Annotated in this window: 17 protein-coding genes; 10 read left to right on the top strand and 7 right to left on the bottom strand. The window is 73.4% G+C overall.

What is annotated here, in order from left to right; translation table 11 throughout:
- Nucleotides 1–150: 150 nt before the first annotated feature.
- Nucleotides 151–804, bottom strand: a complete 654-nt coding sequence (locus tag ACIPSJ_RS46025; protein ID WP_401355326.1) for a TetR family transcriptional regulator — start codon at nucleotides 802–804, stop codon at nucleotides 151–153.
- A 57-nt stretch (nucleotides 805–861) separates the two neighbouring features.
- Between ACIPSJ_RS46025 and ACIPSJ_RS46020 the strand changes: the two genes are divergently transcribed.
- The 3 genes from ACIPSJ_RS46020 (at nucleotide 862) to ACIPSJ_RS46010 (ending at nucleotide 3,043) form a co-directional block, all read left to right on the top strand.
- Entirely contained in the window at nucleotides 862–1,539 is a 678-nt protein-coding gene (locus ACIPSJ_RS46020) for a class II aldolase/adducin family protein (protein ID WP_401355323.1), read from the top strand.
- Nucleotides 1,536–2,465 carry a carbohydrate kinase family protein gene (locus ACIPSJ_RS46015; RefSeq protein WP_359221975.1) on the top strand — a complete coding sequence of 310 codons (930 nt, stop codon included), beginning with the start codon at nucleotides 1,536–1,538 and terminating at the stop codon, nucleotides 2,463–2,465. Before ACIPSJ_RS46020 ends, ACIPSJ_RS46015 begins: the two co-directional genes overlap by 4 nt.
- Before the next feature lie 182 nt (nucleotides 2,466–2,647).
- Nucleotides 2,648–3,043 carry a luciferase family protein gene (locus ACIPSJ_RS46010; RefSeq protein WP_359221976.1) on the top strand — a complete coding sequence of 132 codons (396 nt, stop codon included), beginning with the start codon at nucleotides 2,648–2,650 and terminating at the stop codon, nucleotides 3,041–3,043.
- A 48-nt stretch (nucleotides 3,044–3,091) separates the two neighbouring features.
- On the opposite strand, the gene ACIPSJ_RS46005 is transcribed toward ACIPSJ_RS46010, so the two are convergent.
- On the bottom strand, nucleotides 3,092–3,871 hold the full coding sequence (locus ACIPSJ_RS46005; RefSeq protein WP_359221977.1) for a DeoR/GlpR family DNA-binding transcription regulator: 780 nt from the start codon (nucleotides 3,869–3,871) through the stop codon (nucleotides 3,092–3,094).
- Nucleotides 3,872–3,995: 124 nt separating this feature from the next.
- Between ACIPSJ_RS46005 and ACIPSJ_RS46000 the strand changes: the two genes are divergently transcribed.
- Together ACIPSJ_RS46000 and ACIPSJ_RS45995 are read left to right on the top strand one after the other, a co-directional pair.
- Entirely contained in the window at nucleotides 3,996–4,910 is a 915-nt protein-coding gene (locus ACIPSJ_RS46000) for an SIS domain-containing protein (protein ID WP_401355319.1), read from the top strand.
- Nucleotides 4,911–4,912: 2 nt separating this feature from the next.
- Nucleotides 4,913–5,773 carry a ketose-bisphosphate aldolase gene (locus ACIPSJ_RS45995; RefSeq protein WP_401355317.1) on the top strand — a complete coding sequence of 287 codons (861 nt, stop codon included), beginning with the start codon at nucleotides 4,913–4,915 and terminating at the stop codon, nucleotides 5,771–5,773.
- Here the strand turns inward: ACIPSJ_RS45995 and ACIPSJ_RS45990 are convergent.
- Nucleotides 5,760–6,890, bottom strand: coding sequence for a methyltransferase (locus ACIPSJ_RS45990; RefSeq protein WP_401355315.1), 1,131 nt, complete (start codon nucleotides 6,888–6,890; stop codon nucleotides 5,760–5,762). The genes ACIPSJ_RS45995 and ACIPSJ_RS45990 overlap by 14 nt on opposite strands.
- A gap of 67 nt (nucleotides 6,891–6,957) precedes the next feature.
- Between ACIPSJ_RS45990 and ACIPSJ_RS45985 the strand changes: the two genes are divergently transcribed.
- Nucleotides 6,958–7,608, top strand: a complete 651-nt coding sequence (locus ACIPSJ_RS45985) for an alpha-ketoglutarate-dependent dioxygenase AlkB family protein (protein WP_401355313.1) — start codon at nucleotides 6,958–6,960, stop codon at nucleotides 7,606–7,608.
- 103 nt (nucleotides 7,609–7,711) lie between these two features.
- Nucleotides 7,712–8,950, top strand: coding sequence for an ROK family protein (locus tag ACIPSJ_RS45980; protein WP_359221983.1), 1,239 nt, complete (start codon nucleotides 7,712–7,714; stop codon nucleotides 8,948–8,950).
- Between the two features lie 66 nt (nucleotides 8,951–9,016).
- Here the strand turns inward: ACIPSJ_RS45980 and ACIPSJ_RS45975 are convergent, their stop codons facing one another.
- The 4 genes from ACIPSJ_RS45975 to ACIPSJ_RS45960 are packed head-to-tail and all read right to left on the bottom strand — an operon-like array spanning nucleotide 9,017 to nucleotide 11,481.
- Nucleotides 9,017–9,925, bottom strand: coding sequence for a phosphotriesterase (locus ACIPSJ_RS45975; protein WP_401355311.1), 909 nt, complete (start codon nucleotides 9,923–9,925; stop codon nucleotides 9,017–9,019).
- A complete protein-coding gene (locus tag ACIPSJ_RS45970) occupies nucleotides 9,922–10,506 on the bottom strand; it encodes a DUF4865 family protein (RefSeq protein WP_401355308.1) in 585 nt (194 codons plus the stop codon). The genes ACIPSJ_RS45975 and ACIPSJ_RS45970 overlap by 4 nt, the downstream gene beginning before the upstream one ends.
- A 25-nt stretch (nucleotides 10,507–10,531) precedes the next feature.
- Nucleotides 10,532–10,921 (bottom strand): cupin domain-containing protein, encoded by a 390-nt coding sequence (locus tag ACIPSJ_RS45965; protein WP_401355306.1) that lies wholly within the window; start codon nucleotides 10,919–10,921, stop codon nucleotides 10,532–10,534.
- A 5-nt stretch (nucleotides 10,922–10,926) separates the two neighbouring features.
- Nucleotides 10,927–11,481 carry a TetR/AcrR family transcriptional regulator gene (locus ACIPSJ_RS45960; RefSeq protein WP_401355304.1) on the bottom strand — a complete coding sequence of 185 codons (555 nt, stop codon included), beginning with the start codon at nucleotides 11,479–11,481 and terminating at the stop codon, nucleotides 10,927–10,929.
- A 229-nt stretch (nucleotides 11,482–11,710) separates the two neighbouring features.
- On the opposite strand from ACIPSJ_RS45960, the gene ACIPSJ_RS45955 reads away from it, so the two are divergent.
- From ACIPSJ_RS45955 to ACIPSJ_RS45945, 3 genes are read left to right on the top strand one after another with little or no spacing between them, the layout of a single operon-like run.
- Nucleotides 11,711–12,001: an SHOCT domain-containing protein gene (locus ACIPSJ_RS45955; RefSeq protein ID WP_401355301.1), complete on the top strand. Its 291-nt coding sequence runs from the start codon at nucleotides 11,711–11,713 to the stop codon at nucleotides 11,999–12,001.
- Nucleotides 11,998–12,747, top strand: coding sequence for an ABC transporter ATP-binding protein (locus ACIPSJ_RS45950; protein WP_359221991.1), 750 nt, complete (start codon nucleotides 11,998–12,000; stop codon nucleotides 12,745–12,747). Before ACIPSJ_RS45955 ends, ACIPSJ_RS45950 begins: the two co-directional genes overlap by 4 nt.
- Nucleotides 12,744–15,305 carry an ABC transporter permease gene (locus tag ACIPSJ_RS45945; protein ID WP_401355298.1) on the top strand — a complete coding sequence of 854 codons (2,562 nt, stop codon included), beginning with the start codon at nucleotides 12,744–12,746 and terminating at the stop codon, nucleotides 15,303–15,305. The genes ACIPSJ_RS45950 and ACIPSJ_RS45945 overlap by 4 nt, the downstream gene beginning before the upstream one ends.
- The last annotated feature ends 190 nt before the right edge of the window (nucleotides 15,306–15,495 follow it).

The following is a 15,495-nucleotide window of genomic DNA, read 5'->3' as shown; positions in this document are numbered from 1 at the left end:
ACGCTCCCGGTTCTCCGCCCGCCGGTCGGGTGGTGCGGCGCGGTCCGGGCCGGGAACAGAGCCGCGTCGGCGACCTGCGGCTCGTCCCGGGTGGCCGGCCGGCGCGGGGACGGGCTCGCGGCACGGAGTCATGCCCGGCCCACTCCACGCTCAGGCGTCCCCGTGTTCCTGCCGCCCGGCGATGGCCGTGAGATAGCCGCGCAGCATCACCTTCGCCTCCTCCAGGAGGGCCGTGTCACCCCCGGCGTCGCGGCGGAAGGCCTCCTGGGCGAGGGCGTCGGCGGCGAGGAGCGCGGCGTGGCAGGCGCGGCCGAGGCCTTCGGAGTCGCCGGCGATGCCGAGCGCGAGCAGCACCCGGCGCACCCCGTCGGCCATCCGGCGTTTGTGCTCGCGGTCCGTCTCCCGGGTCCGGTCGGTCAGGCCGCTGCCGAACCACAGGGCCCGGAAGCCCTCCTCGGTGCGGTAGAGCCCGGCGTAGGTGTCGATCAGCACGCCGACCGGGTCCGGCCACTGCTCGGTCGCCGCGCTGCGCACGAACTCCTCCATCACCGCTTCGAGTTGGGAGAAGTAGGTGGCCGCGAGCGCGTCGATGATCGCGTCCCGGTCGGGCAGGTACTGGTACAGCGAGCCGACCGACACCTTGGCCTCGGCGGCGACCCGGGTCGTGGTCAGCGCCTGGACGCCCTCGGCGACCAGCACCCGCTCCGCGGCTTTCAGCACCCGCGCCAACCGGGCCTTGCTGCGGGCCTGTTGGGGCGTCCGGCGCAGTACGACCCCGGTCTCGTCGGCGGTCGGCTCGCTCACGCACGGCTCCTGAATCTGAACGTGACTTTGTTTCAGGTTTACGTTAGCGTCGCGGCCATGACGGACTCAAGCTCCGCGCTGGTTCAGGAGCGGGCCGCGGTGGCGGACGTCTGCCGCCGCCTGGGAGCGGCGGGACTGCTCGTCGGCACGGCGGGAAACGTCAGCGTGCGGGTGGGGGACCGGATAGCGGTCACCGCGACCGGTGCGGTGCTCGCCCAGCTCACCGCCGGCCAGGTGACGGTGGTCGACCTGGACGGCAAGGTGTGCGCCGGAACCCTGCAGCCGACCTCCGAACTCGACCTGCATCTCGGGGTCTACCGGCGCTACGGCGCCGGCGCGGTCGTGCACACCCATGCGCCGATGGCCACCGCCCTGTCCTGCGTGCTCGATGAACTTCCCTGTATCCACTACCAGTTGCTCGCACTCGGCGGCGCCGTGCGGGTCGCGCCGTACGCCACCTTCGGCACCCCGGAACTCGCCGAGTCGGTGCTCACCGCGCTCGACGGCCGCAGCGCCGCCCTGATGGCCAACCACGGCTCGGTCACCGTCGGCCCGACCCTGGACAAGGCCGTCGAGAACGCCCTGCTGCTCGAATGGGCCTGCGGTGTCTACCAGCACGCGGCGGCCCTCGGGCAGCCCCGCGTCCTCGACGAGCAACAGCAACTCGCGGTGATCGAGGCCGCGATCGCCCGGAACTACGGCACCACCCAAACCCTGCGGGAGGGCAAGTCATGAGAGTCGTCACGATGGGCGTGCATGTGCTGGACGTGCTGGTGCGGCCGGTGGACGCGATACCCGAGGGGCAGGGCGCCACCCTGGTCGAGGACATCAGGATGACCGCCGCGGGCACGGCCGGCGGGACCGCGCTCAGCCTGGCCAAACTCGGCGCCGACGTACTGAGCGCCGGGGCGATCGGCAACGACGCCACCGGCGACATGCTGGTGCAGCTGCTCGACAGGGCCGGGATCGACACCGGGTTCCTGGTGCGCCGCATCGACACCGGCACCTCGGCGAGCGTGCTGCCCATCCGCCCCAACGGCGACCGGCCCTCCCTCCACCTGCTCGGCGCCAACGTCACCTACGGCCTCGACGACGTGCCCTGGGACGCCCTCGCCGAGGCCACCCATCTCCACCTCGGCGGACCGGAGTTGATCGGCGTCGACGTCGCCGCGCGCATCCTGCACTTCGCCAAGGAGCACGGGGTCACCACGTCCGTGGACCTCCTCGCCCCCGGCGTGTTCGGCAGTTTCGAGCAGATCGCGGCGGCGCTGCCCCACATCGACCACCTGCTCCCCAACGAGGACCAGGTGCTGGGCTTCTCCGAGGAGGACGACCTGGTCGCCGGCGCCAAGAAGCTGATCGACGCCGGGGCCGGGCTGGTCGCCGCCACGCGCGGCGGCGACGGCACGCTCCTGGTCACCGCCGAGGGCACCGAGACGGTCCCCACCTTCGAGATCGACGTCGTGGACACCACCGGCTGCGGCGACGCCTTCTCGGCCGGTTTTCTCCGTGGCATCGGGCTCGGGCGCACCCCGCAGGAGGCCGCGGTGCTCGGCAACGCCGTGGCCGCACTGGTCGCCCAGGGTCTCGGCAGCGACCACGGGGACTTCGACCTCGCGGCCGTCGACGCGTTCGCGGCGGCGAGTGCCAGACGTGCGTAGAACGTGACGTTCGCCACGGCCGTCCCGGACGTCCGAGAGGTACCTTCCGTCCCTCGAACCACTGAAGTCCTGCGGATATTCGATCGCCCCCTGCGACTGTGTTCGGACAGAGTGAGGCAACAGCTCGGTTAATAACTGCTCGCTAGTTGGTTACCGGAGAGTGAGCGGGCCATGATGGCCCCATGACGTTGGCCTCGCGCGCTCTGGCGCAACTGGCGACCTGGCCCGACCTGACCGAGGCGGTACCGAGCTGCGGTCTGGGTCAGGCGGTGAGTTCGTCGCAGGGCGAGATCGCGCACTTCCACTCGGACCGCGATGTGGACCTGCGTCTCACCACCCGTGCCATCCTGCATTTCGCCAAGGACCTCAAGAGCACCGGGGCGATCCGTATCGTCCCGGGCTCGCAGTGGGTCACCATACGACTCGACGCCGCGAGCGACGTCGATCTGCTGCTGACCCTGGTCAGCGTCGCCCTCCAGGCCCAGCAGAGCTGGCCGGACCCCGTCGACCGGCCCGTGTTCGGCTGCAACGACCAGCGCGGCGCGGGATTCGTCAGCGCGGACACCAGCGGCATGTGACAGCGATGTCCGGCGGCGGCGCCGGACAGAGGTCCGTGACCGCCGCCGTCACACGGCCAGGACGCGGATCCCCGCCTCCTCGAACCGGCGCACGACTTCGGGCGCCGCCGCCGTGTCCGTCACCAGCGTGTCCACCAGTTCGGCCGCGCAGATCCGGGCGAACGCCCGCCCGCCCAGCTTGCTGGAGTCGGCGGCGACGACCACCCGGGCCGCCCGCTCGCACAGCAGCCGGTTGATCGCGGCCTCGGCCTCGTCATGGGCGGCGGCCCCGTGCGTGACGTCGAAGGCGACCACCCCGAGCACCGCCACATCGAGGGTGATCTGGCCCAGCACCCCGTCCGCGAGCGGCCCGACGAGCTCGTACGACTGCGGGCGCGCCACCCCGCCCGTCACCACGATCTTGAACTGGGGCCGTACGGCGAGTTCGTTGGCGATGTTCAGCGCGTTGGTGACGATCGTCAGCGCCGGCGCGCCGCCCGCGAGGTCGCCGCGCACGGCCAGGGCGCGGGCCACCTCCGTGGTGGTCGTCCCGCCGGTCAGCCCCACCGCCTCGCCCGGCGCGACCAGTTCCGCCACCGCCTTGGCGATCCGCTGCTTCTCCGAGGCCCGCCGGGCCGTCTTGTAGCGCAACGGCAGCTCGTACGACACCCCGTGCACCACCGCCCCGCCCCGGGTGCGCACCAGCATCTGCTGCTCGGCGAGCTGGTCGAGGTCCCGGCGGATCGTGGCCGCCGACACCGCCAGCTCGGCCGCCACCTCCTCGACGTCGAGGCGGCCGCGCTCGACGAGCAGTTCGAGCAGCGTCTTCCAGCGGGCGTCGCGCGACATCCGCCGCCTCCGTTCCTCGATCTCCCGGCGACCTTAGCGCACGTGGGTTCCGGCTGGATGCTTGATTGTGTTCGGAAAGTGGCTCTATCTTGCAAGAAAAATCACCGTGGGGAGGGGTAGTGGTATGTCACATATCACCGAGGAACTGGACAGCCAACCCGCCTGCTGGACCCGGGCGGCCGAATCCGTGAACCTCCACACGGAGGCGTTGCCCGCGCCGGGGGAGCGGGTCGCGATCGTCGGCTGCGGCACCTCGTACTTCATGGCCCAGGCGGCGGCCGTACTGCGCGAGTCCTCGGGGCAGGGGGAGACCGACGCCTTCGCCGCCTCGGAGTTCCCGCGCGGACGGTCCTACGACCGGGTGCTCGCCCTGACCCGGTCCGGCACCACGACCGAAGTGCTGGACCTGCTGGGGCAGTTGAAGGGAAGCACGCGCACGGCGGCGATCACCGCGGACCCGGACACCCCGGTGCCGGAGGCCGCCGACGACCTCGTCGTCCTGGACTTCGCGGACGAACGCTCCGTCGTCCAGACCCGGTTCGCGACGACCGCGCTCACCCTGCTCCGCGCCCACCTCGGCCTGCACACCGACGCCGTGACCGCCGACGCCCGTACCGCGCTCTCGACCCCCCTGCCGCCGGGGCTCGTCGACCGTACCCAGTTCACCTTCCTCGGGTCCGGCTGGACCGTCGGACTCGCCAACGAGGCGGGACTGAAGCTGCGCGAGGCCTCGCTGTCCTGGACCGAGGCCTACCCGGCGATGGAGTACCGGCACGGACCGATCGCCGTCACCACCGGCTCCACGGCCACCTGGATGTTCGGCCCCGCGCCCGCCGGGCTCGCCGAACAGGTCGCCGCCACCGGGGGACTGTGGGTGGAGGGCACCCTGGACCCCCTCGCCGAACTCGTCCGCGCCCAGCGCCTCGCGGTCGCCGTCGCCGCCGCCCGGGGCCTCGACCCCGACCGGCCGCGCCATCTCACCCGCTCGGTGATCCTCACCCCGCCCTGCACCCCGCCCGGCATGTCCGGGAAGGAGTGACCGTGCCCCTCGCAGCCACCGGCGAGCTGCTGACCCGGGCCGCCGAAGCCCGGTCCGCCGTCGCCGCGTTCAACGTCATCACCCTGGAACACGTGGAGGCCGTCGTCACCGGCGCGGAGGCGGCCGGCGCACCCGTCGTCCTCCAAGTCAGCGAGAACGCGGTCAAGTTCCGCCACGGACGCCTCCTCCCGCTGGCCCGCGCCGCCACCGCGGCCGCCGAACGGGCCGCCGTCTCCGTCGCGTTGCACCTCGACCACGTCCAGAGCGACGACCTGCTCCGGCAGGCGCCCGGCGCCGGCTTCAGCTCCGTGATGTACGACGCCTCCCGGCTCCCGTACGCCGAGAACCTGGCCGCGACCGCCGCCGCCGTCGACTGGGCGCACACCCAGGGCCTGTGGATCGAGGCCGAGTTGGGCGAGGTCGGCGGCAAGGACGGCCGCCCGCCGCTCGACGCCCACGCACCCGGCGCCCGCACCGACCCCGGCCAGGCACACGCCTTCGTCACCGGCACCGGGGTCGACGCCCTGGCCGTGGCGATCGGCAGCGCGCACGCCATGACCACCCGCACCGCCGCCCTCGACCACGAACTGCTCACGAGGCTCTCCGCCGCCGTGCCGGTCCCGCTCGTCCTGCACGGCTCCTCCGGGGTCCCGGACGCGGGGCTGGTGGCCGCCGTCGCGGGCGGCATCGCCAAGGTCAACGTCGGCACGGCGCTCAACATGGCGATGACCGCCTCGATCCGCCGCTTCCTCGCCGACCACCCCGAGGCGGTCGACTCCCGCAAGTACCTCGGCGTCGGCAGGGAGGCGATGGCCGACGAGGTGGCCAGGATCATCGGCGTCCTGGGGCCTAACCCCGCTTGACCGCCTTCAGCACCACGAACTTCGGGTCGCCGGCGACCAGCAGGCTGTTGCCGAACAGCCTGCGCAGCGTCACGTGATAGCCCAGATGCCGGTTGCCGACGACCCACAGCTCACCACCCGGCCGCAGCGCCCGCTTCGCCCCGCTGAACATCCGCCACGCCGTCGCGTCGGTGGTCGCCTGGTGCGAGTGGAAGGGCGGGTTGTTCAGCACCACGTCCACACTGCCGTCCGCGACCCCGGCCAGCCCGTCCCCGACCCGGAACTCGGCGTGCCCGGGCACCCCGTTGGCCTTGTAGGTGGCCTCCGCCGAGGCCACCGCCTGGAACGACTCGTCCACGAACAGCACCTCGGCCGTCGGATCGGCCAGCGCCACCGCCGTACCGACGACCCCGTTGCCGCACCCCAGGTCCACGATCCGCCGGCCGCCCGCCGGCAGGTGCGCGAGGAAGAACCGCGTACCGATGTCGAGACGGTCGGCGCAGAAGACGCCCGCGTGGTTGACGACCGTACGGCCGGAGACCGCCCCGATACCCTCCGGGAGCGCGTAGCTGTGCGGCCACGGACTGGCCGGGCGCGTCAGCGACGGATCCGGCGTGCAGTGGATCAGCCGGGCCTTCTGCTCGGCGAGCGAGGTCCTGGTCGGTCCGAGGATCCGCTCGAACAGCCGGAGCGTCGAGGTGTGGATCTCCTTCACCATGCCGGTGCCGATCACGACCGTGTCCGCGTGCACGGCGGGCGCCAGCCGCAGCAGCTGGTCCTCCAGCAGGGCCAGGCTCTTCGGTACCCGTACCAGCAGCACGTCCACCCGCTCCGGCGGCGGATCCTGGGTGATGAGCAGCTGCACGGCACCCGGCTCGACCCCCGCGCGCGCGAGGTTCGCCCGGGTCGCCTCCTGGCTCAGGTACGAATCGGTGATCTGGGCCGGCCGGTGCTCCGCCAACGCCGTGACCAGCGCGCCCCAGCGGTCGCCGAGGACCACGACCGTGCCGGACAGCCCGGTGCGTTCCGCGGCGAGATGCCTCAGCAGATACGCGTCGGAGGCGTCCCAGGCACGCAGCCGGTCGCGCGGATCCTCGGGGAAGCGGGACAGCTCGAACTCGCCCCACGCAGTCGTCATACGGTCGCTCATCGTGGGTCCAGGCTAGCGGAGCCCCAGCTCAGACCCGGTCGGGCAGGATGGGGGCATGGAGGATGAGCTGTTCCCGAGGGCGCGCGCCCCCCTCGCGCCGGGCGCCGTGCACGTCCCCGACTGGCTCGACCCGGAGCAGCAGCGCGCGCTGCTGACCGCCTGCCGTGACTGGGCCCGGCCCCCGGCGGGCCTGCGCACGGTCCGCACCCCCGGCGGCGGCACCATGACCGCCCGCCAGGTCTGCCTGGGCTGGCACTGGTACCCCTACGCCTACGCCCGCACCGTCGTCGACGGCGACCACAGCCCCGTGAAGCCCTTCCCGGCCTGGCTGGACGACCTGGCCCGCCGCGCGGTGACCGACGCGCTCGGCCCGGCGGCGGTCGGCGGATTGTCGTACGACATCGCACTGATCAACTTCTACGACGCGGACGCCCGCATGGGCATGCACCGCGACGCCGACGAACGCTCCCCCGCGCCGGTGGTGTCGCTGAGCCTGGGAGACACCTGCGTGTTCCGCTTCGGCAACACGGAGAGCAGGGGGAGGCCTTACACGGACGTGGAGCTGAGGTCGGGCGACCTGTTCGTGTTCGGTGGAGAGTCGAGGCTCGCCTATCACGGGGTGCCGAGGGTGTACCCGGGTACAGGACCGGCGGGGCTGGGATTGACCGGCCGCCTGAACGTCACGCTGAGGGTGAGTGGCTTTTGAAGCGTCCTGGCTGGAGCGCCCCGTCAGGGGCGCGGGGAACTGCGCGACCAGCCACAACGCACCGACTCTGTTCAACACTACGGATCATGGCAGACTCCCCCTCATGAGCGGCAAGGCACACCCCCGGCCCGCGGGGGAAGGGACCACCTCGAAGACTAGGTTGGACAGAGGACGCGGCGCACTCGGCCCCGCCTTGGAACTCGTGCACACCGGCCGCGCCCCCACCCGCGCCGTGCTCACCGCCGAACTCGGCGTCACCCGGGCCACCGCCGGCGCGGTCGCCGCCGAACTGGAGGCGCTCGGCCTGATCACGGTCGACGCCCACCCGGGCGCCGCCGCCGGATCCCAGGGCCGGCCCTCGCACCGCCTGGAGGTCGCCGAGAACGGCCCGGTCGTGCTGGCCGCGCAGGTCCACGCGGACGGTTTCCGCGCGGCGCTGGTCGGCCTCGGCGGCCGTATCGTCGCGACCGCGCCCGGCTGCGAGGCGGTCGACGCCGACCCGGCGAAGGTGCTCGGCTCGGTCGTCGAGGCGGGCGCCGACCTGCTCGGCACGACCGGCCGCCGCTGCGTCGGCGCCGGACTCGCCGTGCCGTCCGCCGTCGCCGAACCGGAGGGCCTGGCCCTCAACCCCCTCCACCTGGCCTGGCCGGTGGGCGCGCCGGTGCGCCGGATCTTCGCGGAGTGCGTACGCGCGGCCGGGATCACCGGCCCGGCGTTCGCGGGCAACGACGTGAACCTGGCCGCGCTCGCCGAGCACCGGCACGGCGCCGGCCGGGGCGCCCGGGACCTGCTGTGCGTGGCCACCGGGCACCGCGGCGTCGGCGGCGCGCTGGTCCTGGACGGCCGTCTGCACACGGGGAGTTCAGGGCTCGCCCTGGAGGTCGGCCACCTCACCGTGAACCCGGAGGGCCGCCCCTGCCACTGCGGCAGCCGGGGCTGCCTGGATGTCGAGGCGGATCCGCTGGCGCTGCTCGTCGAGGCGGGCCGCGAGCCCGGCCCCGAGGTGTCGCTGCTCCGGCAGGCCGAGGACCTGGTCCGCGACCACTACGACGACCCGACGGTCCGCAGAGCCGCCGAGGCCCTCATCGACCGCCTCGGCCTGGGCCTCGCCGGACTGGTCAACATCCTGAACCCCGACCGCATCATCCTCGGCGGCCTGCATCGCACCCTCCTGGACGCCGACCCGGAACGACTGCGCGCCGTCGTCGCCGACCGCAGCCTGTGGGGCCAGAGCGGCGGCGTCCCGATCCTGCCGTGCACCCTGAGCCACAACAGCCTCGTCGGAGCAGCCGAGTTGGCCTGGCAGCCGGTCCTGGACGACCCGCTGGGGGCGCTGCAGTAACGCCCAGGCCCGATCCAGCCGCACCGGCAGACCCCACGGCACCCCCTGGGGCGGCGTCTTCGTCGCCTAACGCCCTTCCACGGCGAATGCCCGGGCCGGGTTGGCGGTCAGGATCCGGTCGACCTGCTCCGTGCCCAACTCCGCCACCAGCCGCGGCCGCACCCGCCGCAGCAGATACGGCATGCCGGGACCGCCGTCCACGGATCGCGCGCCCGCCACCACGGTGTCGCCGCCCAGCAGCAGCCGGTCCCCGAAGCCGGCCTCGGACAGGGAGCGCACCGCTTCCGGCATGCGCCAGTCGGTGGCGTGATGGGCGCGGGAGGGGCCGTCGAAGGCGAGCCAGCAGCCGGAGGCTGCGGCCTCGCGCTGGAGGACGAGGTCGGGGGAGCGGTTGAGGTGGCCGAGGATCACGCGGTCGCCGGGGACGCCCAACTCCCCGCAGAGCAGGTCGAGTACGTCCAGCGCGGCGGTGCCCAGCTCCAGGTGGACGGCGATCGGCGCACCCGTGGCGCGGTGTGCCTCGGCCGCCGCCGTCATCGTCCAGCGGGCGTGGGCGTCGAGGGCGTGGAAACCGCTCGCCACCTTGATGAGCCCGGCGCGCACTCCCGAGGTGCCGATGCCCCGGGTCAGTTCGTCGACGAAGAGGCCGGCGAGCCCGCCGCGCAGCCGGTCGAGCAACTCGGGGGCGTAGTGGGCCGCTTGGTGCAGTCCCGTCGCGCAGATCAGGTGCACTCCGGCAGCGCGGGAGAGCAGCGGCAGGTCGGCGGCCCGCCGTCCCATCCCGTACGGGGTCCACTGCACGACGGCCGCCCCGCCCGCGGCCCGGAACGCCTCCAGTTCGGCCCGCGCGGCGCTCGCGTCGTTCAGCTCCTGGCCCGGGAGCCCGGGGCTGCGGAGGAAGAGGTGGTCGTGCGCGTCGCACACGCCCAGGTCCTCGGGCCGGATGTCCCCGAGGACCGTACGGACCGTGCTCACCACTGCCGTCCGCGCGGCAGCCCGGCACGCCCCGGTTGCGACAGGTGCAGCACCTGGAAGACGTCGCCCTCGGCCTTGGCCGCGTCGTGCTCCCAGAGCGAGAAGTGGACCAGTTCCCAGGTGTGCGTGTCCACGGCGGACGCGGCCAGCACGGCACCGTCCTCGGCGGCCAGCCGCCCGGTCTCGGCCGCGGCCTCCGCCATGAACGCGGCCAACTCCACACCCTCAGGCACTGGTTGGCGCCGCCGGACGGCGAGCGAGGCGGGGGAGCCGGCGGCGGTGCCCTCCTCGAACGCCAGGCCCGTCCACTGCCGGATCCGCGGCCGTCCGAAGTCGTCTACCGGGCCCTGGAAGGCGCCTCCCCACAGGAAGTCGTTCATTCCCTCCACGGTGTTCCAGAGGTAGAACGGCCCGTACTGGTTCACCGGTGAGCCGTGCACACCGCGCTCGCGCAGCAGGTACGTCTTGATGCCGAGGCCGCGCCAGTCGTCGAGGAGGTGCCCGACGCGGGTCACCCGGGAACGGATGATGCCCATGTCGTAGTCCGCGGGGAGTACGAACTCGTACTGCATGGCGTGCATGGTGCGGTTCCCTTCGCAGGCCGGGTCAGGCGGGGTAGTCGGTCACGTGCTCGTGCCACTCGACGGTCGTGCCGTCCTGCGCGGCCTCCACGACCGCGAGATGCGTCATGAAGGTGCGGGGACCGGCGCCGTGCCAGTGCCACTCGTCCGGCTCGATCCACACCGTGTCGCCCGCGCGGATCGCCGCCACCTCGCCGCCCCTGCGCCGCACCAGCCCCTCGCCCTCCAGGACGTGCAGCACCTGGCCGTGCGGGTGCCGGTGCCAGGCGGTGTGGGCGCCGGGTGCGAAGTGGACGTTGAACAGCCGCAGCCGGGACGGGGCGGCGGGCGCGGCCACCTCGTCCAGCCAGACCGTGCCGGTGAAGTTCTCCGCCGGGCCCTGCCGGGTGTCGGGGCGGTTCCTGGTGATGTGCACGTAGGTCAACTCCTCAGCAGAGACAGCAGTCCGCGCACGCCGGCGTCGAACGCGGCGGGTGAACCGGAGGCGCGGGCGAGGACGTAGCCGCCCTGCACGGTCGCGAGGACGGTGGCGGCGATCTCCTCGCCGTCCACCTGGGGCCCGAACTGCCCCTGTGTCTTGCCCTCTTCGACGATTCCGGCGATCAACTCCCGGATCCGGTCCAGTGTCTCGTCGACCGGCGCCCGCAGTTCGTCGCTCGCGATGATGTCCGGGTCCATGGTCAGCCGGCCGACCGGGCAGCCGCGCAGTACGTCACGCTCCCGCAGCAGATACGCCTCGATCCGCTCGTACGGCGTGCCCGGCCCGGTCAGTACCCCCTCGGCGGTGGCCAGGAGTTCCCGGGCGGTCCGCCGGATCGCGGCCAGCGCCAGGTCCGGCTTGCCCGTGAAGTGGTGGTACATGCTGCCCTGGCCGGCTCCGGCGCGCTCCAGGATCGCCTTGGGGCTGGTGCCGACGTAACCCCGCTCCCACAGCAGCTCACGGGTGGACTCGATCAACCGCTCCGACGTGCTCATGCGAGCACTGTACATACTAGTAGGTACAGCCCGCCAGCCCGTGAGTCCGCCAGCCCGTGAGTCCGCCGGTCCGTGAGTCCGCCGGTCCGGCTGGGAGCAGGCGCCGTCGGCCCGTGTACTCCCCGGGAGGTACGGCCACTGCCGCCGGCCGCACGACGACCCGGACCCGGCCCCGCGGTCAGTCTCGATGCAGCACACCCCGAGCCTCTGACAAGGGAGTTGAACCGAGATGCAGACCCTGGCGAACTGGGACGGCGGGCCCGGCCCGTGGATCCTGTTCTTCCCGCTGATCTGGGCGGCCGTCGTGATCGGCGCCGTCACCGTCCTGCGCCGCACCGTCTGGCGCGGACGCGGCGGTCCCTGGCGCCCGATGGACGCCGGCCGTCCGGCCGGCGACTCGCCGCTCGCGGTCCTCGGCCGCCGCTTCGCCGCCGGTGAGATCGACGAGGACGAGTACTGGCGCCGCCTGTCCGTCCTGGAGGAGCACTTCGGCCGCCTCGGCAAGGGCGGTGCGGCATGACCACGACGACAGCGGTACGGGCCGCGGCCCGGGTCGTGGGCGCGGTGAAGGTGTACGGCGGTGGCGACACCGCCGTCCGCGCCCTGGACGGCGTGGACGTGGCGTTCCCGGAGGGCCGCTTCACCGCGATCATGGGCCCTTCGGGCTCCGGCAAGTCCACCCTGATGCACTGCGCGGCCGGCCTCGACACCCTCACCTCCGGCGCCGCCTGGATCGGCGACACCGAGCTGGGCCCGCTCGACGACCGGCGGCTGACGCTGCTGCGCCGCGACCGGGTCGGCTTCGTCTTCCAGGCGTTCAACCTGCTGCCGACGCTGACCGTCGCGGAGAACATCACCCTGCCGCTGGACCTGGCGGGCGGCCGCGGCGACCCGGAGTGGATCGACGCGCTCGTCGACGTCGTCGGACTGCGCGACCGGCTGCACCACCGCCCCTCCGAACTCTCCGGCGGCCAGCAGCAACGCGTCGCCGTGGCCCGGGCGTTCGCCGGCCGCCCCGAGGTCGTCTTCGCCGACGAGCCAACCGGCAACCTCGACTCCCGCTCCGGCGCCGAGGTCCTCGGCCTGCTCGGCGACACCGTACGGCGGACCGGCCGCACGGTCGTCATGGTCACCCACGACCCGGTGGCCGCCGCCCACGCCGACGAGGTCGTCTTCCTCGCCGACGGGCGGCTGGTCGACCGGATGCAGTCCCCGACCGCCGACACGGTCCTGGACCGGATGAAGGCCTTCGAGGTGCGGTCGTGAACGCCTCCGTACGGCTGAGCCTGTCCTCCCTGCGCGCCCACCGGCGCCGGTTCGCCGGCACCTTCCTGGCCGTCTTCCTCGGCGTCGCCTTCCTGGCCGGGACCCTGGTCATGGGCGACACCCTGCGCGCGAGCTTCGACTCGATGTTCGGCGAGGCCACCAGCGGCACCGGCGCAGTGGTGCGCGGCGCCGACGCCATCACCACACCGGGCGAGGCACAAGGGGTACGACAGCCCGTCCCCACGTCCCTGGTGAACGCCGTCGCACGGGTGCCCGGCGTCGCGGCCGCCGCGCCGGACATCCAGGGCGCCGGACAGCTGGTCGGCGCCGACGGCGAACCCGTCGGCGGCAAGGGCCCGCCGACCCTCGCCGGTAACTGGATCACCGACCCGGAGCTCAACTCCTACCGGATCGCGGAGGGCCGCGCCCCCGCCAGGTCCGGGGAGGTCGTGGTCAACCGGGGCGCGGCCAAGAAGGGCGGCCTGAGGATCGGCGACACGACCGTGCTGCGCACCCCGGACCCGGTGAAGGTGACGATCGTCGGCCTCGCGACCTTCGGCGGCGAGGACGGCATGGCCCAGGTGACCTTCACCGGCATGACCCGCGCCGACGCCGAGAAGTACCTCACGGCGAAGCCCGGCGAGGCGGCCTCCATCCTGGTCCGGGCCGGTCCCGGTGTCGGCCAGAAGGAACTGGTCGACCGGCTGACTCCCGTACTGCCCAGGGGAGTCGAGGCCATCACCGGCCGGCAGGCGGCACAGGAGAACACCGACATGATCTCCAGCCAGTTCCTGACCGTCTTCACCACCTTCCTGCTGGTCTTCTCCGGGGTCGCCCTGCTCGTCGCGACCTTCTCCATCCACAACACCTTCGCGATCGTCGTCGCCCAACGCACCCGTGAGAACGCCCTGTTGCGGGCCCTCGGTGCCGCCCGCCGCCAGGTGGCCGTGTCGACCCTGACCGAGGCGAGCGTGGTGGCGGTCACCGCGTCCGCCGCCGGACTCGCGGGCGGCATCGGGGTCGCGGCCGGGCTGCAGGCACTCTTCCCGGCGATCGGATTCCCGTTCCCCGGCGGCGACTTGGTGATCAAGTCGCTCTCGATGGCCCTCCCGCTCGCGGTCGGAGTGGTCGTCTGCCTGGGCTCCGCGCTGCTGCCCGCCGTACGCGCCGGACGCACCGCACCGCTCGCCGCCCTGCGCGAGACCGCCGTCGACTCCTCGGGCGCGTCCGGCCTCCGTGCCGTGCTCGGCGCGGGCCTCGGCGCGCTGGCCGTCGCCCTCGCGCTCACCGGCGTCCTCGTCTCACCGTCCGTCTGGCTCGCCGGACTCGGCGCCCTGCTGGCCCTGGTCTCCTTCGTGGTCCTGGGCCCGGTCGCCGCCACCACGACGGTACGACTGCTCGGCGGCCCCCTGGACCGGCTGCGCGGAGTGACCGGCGGCCTCGCCCGGCGCAACGCGCTGCGCAGCCCCCGGCGGACCGCCGCCACCGCGAGCGCGCTGATGATCGGGGTGGCCGTGGTCTCGCTGTTCACCGTGTTCGGCGCGTCCCTGAAGGCCACCATGGACCAGACCGTCTCCCGGTCCTTCGCCGGCGACCTCGCCGTCAGCAACCCGTCCTTCGGCGCGGGTGGCAGCGGACTCAGCCCCCGGCTGGCCCCGGCCGTCCAGCGGCTGCCCGAGGTGGACACCGCCGTCGGACTCGGCCGCGGGGTCGCCGAGGTCGACGGCCGGGGACGCGCGCTGACCGTCACCGACCCGGCCGCCCTCGCCCGCACCTTCGACCTCGGCACCGTCCAGGGCTCGCTCACCCGGCTCGGCACCGACGGCATCGCCGTCACCCGGACCGAGGCCGACCGGCAGCACCTGCGCACCGGCGACACCGCCCGACTCACCTTCACCGACGGCAAGGAGCAGGACTTCACCGTCCGCGCGGTCTACGGCCGGTCCGAACTCGCCGGCGACTACGTCATCACCCGTGCCGCCTGGGCCCCGCACCGCATCCAGGACTCCGACACCCTGGTGGCCGTCACCCTCAGGTCCGGGGTGCGTGCCGACGCGGGCAAGGCCGCGGTGACCCGGGTGGCCGCACGGTACGGCGACCCGCGGGTGCAGACCCGCGACGAGTACGCGCAGTCCTCGGCCGGCGGCATCGACATGATGCTCACCCTCGTCTACGCGCTGCTCGCGCTCGCCGTGCTCATCGCGCTGCTCGGCATCGCCAACACCCTGACCCTGGCCCTCCACGAACGCACCCGGGAACTCGGCCTGTTGCGGGCCGTCGGCCAGACCCGCCCCCAGCTGCGCGCCATGGTCCGCTGGGAGTCGGTCCTGGTCGCCGCCTTCGGCACGGCCGGCGGACTGGGCCTCGGCGCCTTCCTCGGCTGGGTCCTGGTCAGGGCCTCGGACGGTACGAGCGACACCGCGTTCGCCTTCGCCCTCCCGCCGGGCCGGCTGGCGGTCGTGGCGCTGGTCGGGCTGGCGGCGGGCGCCCTCGCGGGCCTGCGCCCGGCCCGGCGAGCGGCCCGCCTGGACGTGCTGCGAGCGATCGCCACGGAGTAGCGCCGGCGAACAACAAGGCTCACCGCCCGCTCAACTGGCGACAGCCGAGCGGGCGGGAGCGTGTGCGGGGGCCGGAGCGACCGCCGTCGCGGGGGCGACGACGGGGGTGCCGACGGCCGCCGGGGCGGGGGTGGGGGCGGAGGATCCGGCCGTCGCGTGAGCGTGTGCGGGGGCCGGGGGTCCGGCCGTC

Source organism: Streptomyces sp. NPDC090088 (assembly GCF_044747345.1).
Taxonomy (GTDB): Bacteria; Actinomycetota; Actinomycetes; order Streptomycetales; family Streptomycetaceae; genus Streptomyces.
This window is presented reverse-complemented; position numbering and strand designations above follow the sequence as displayed.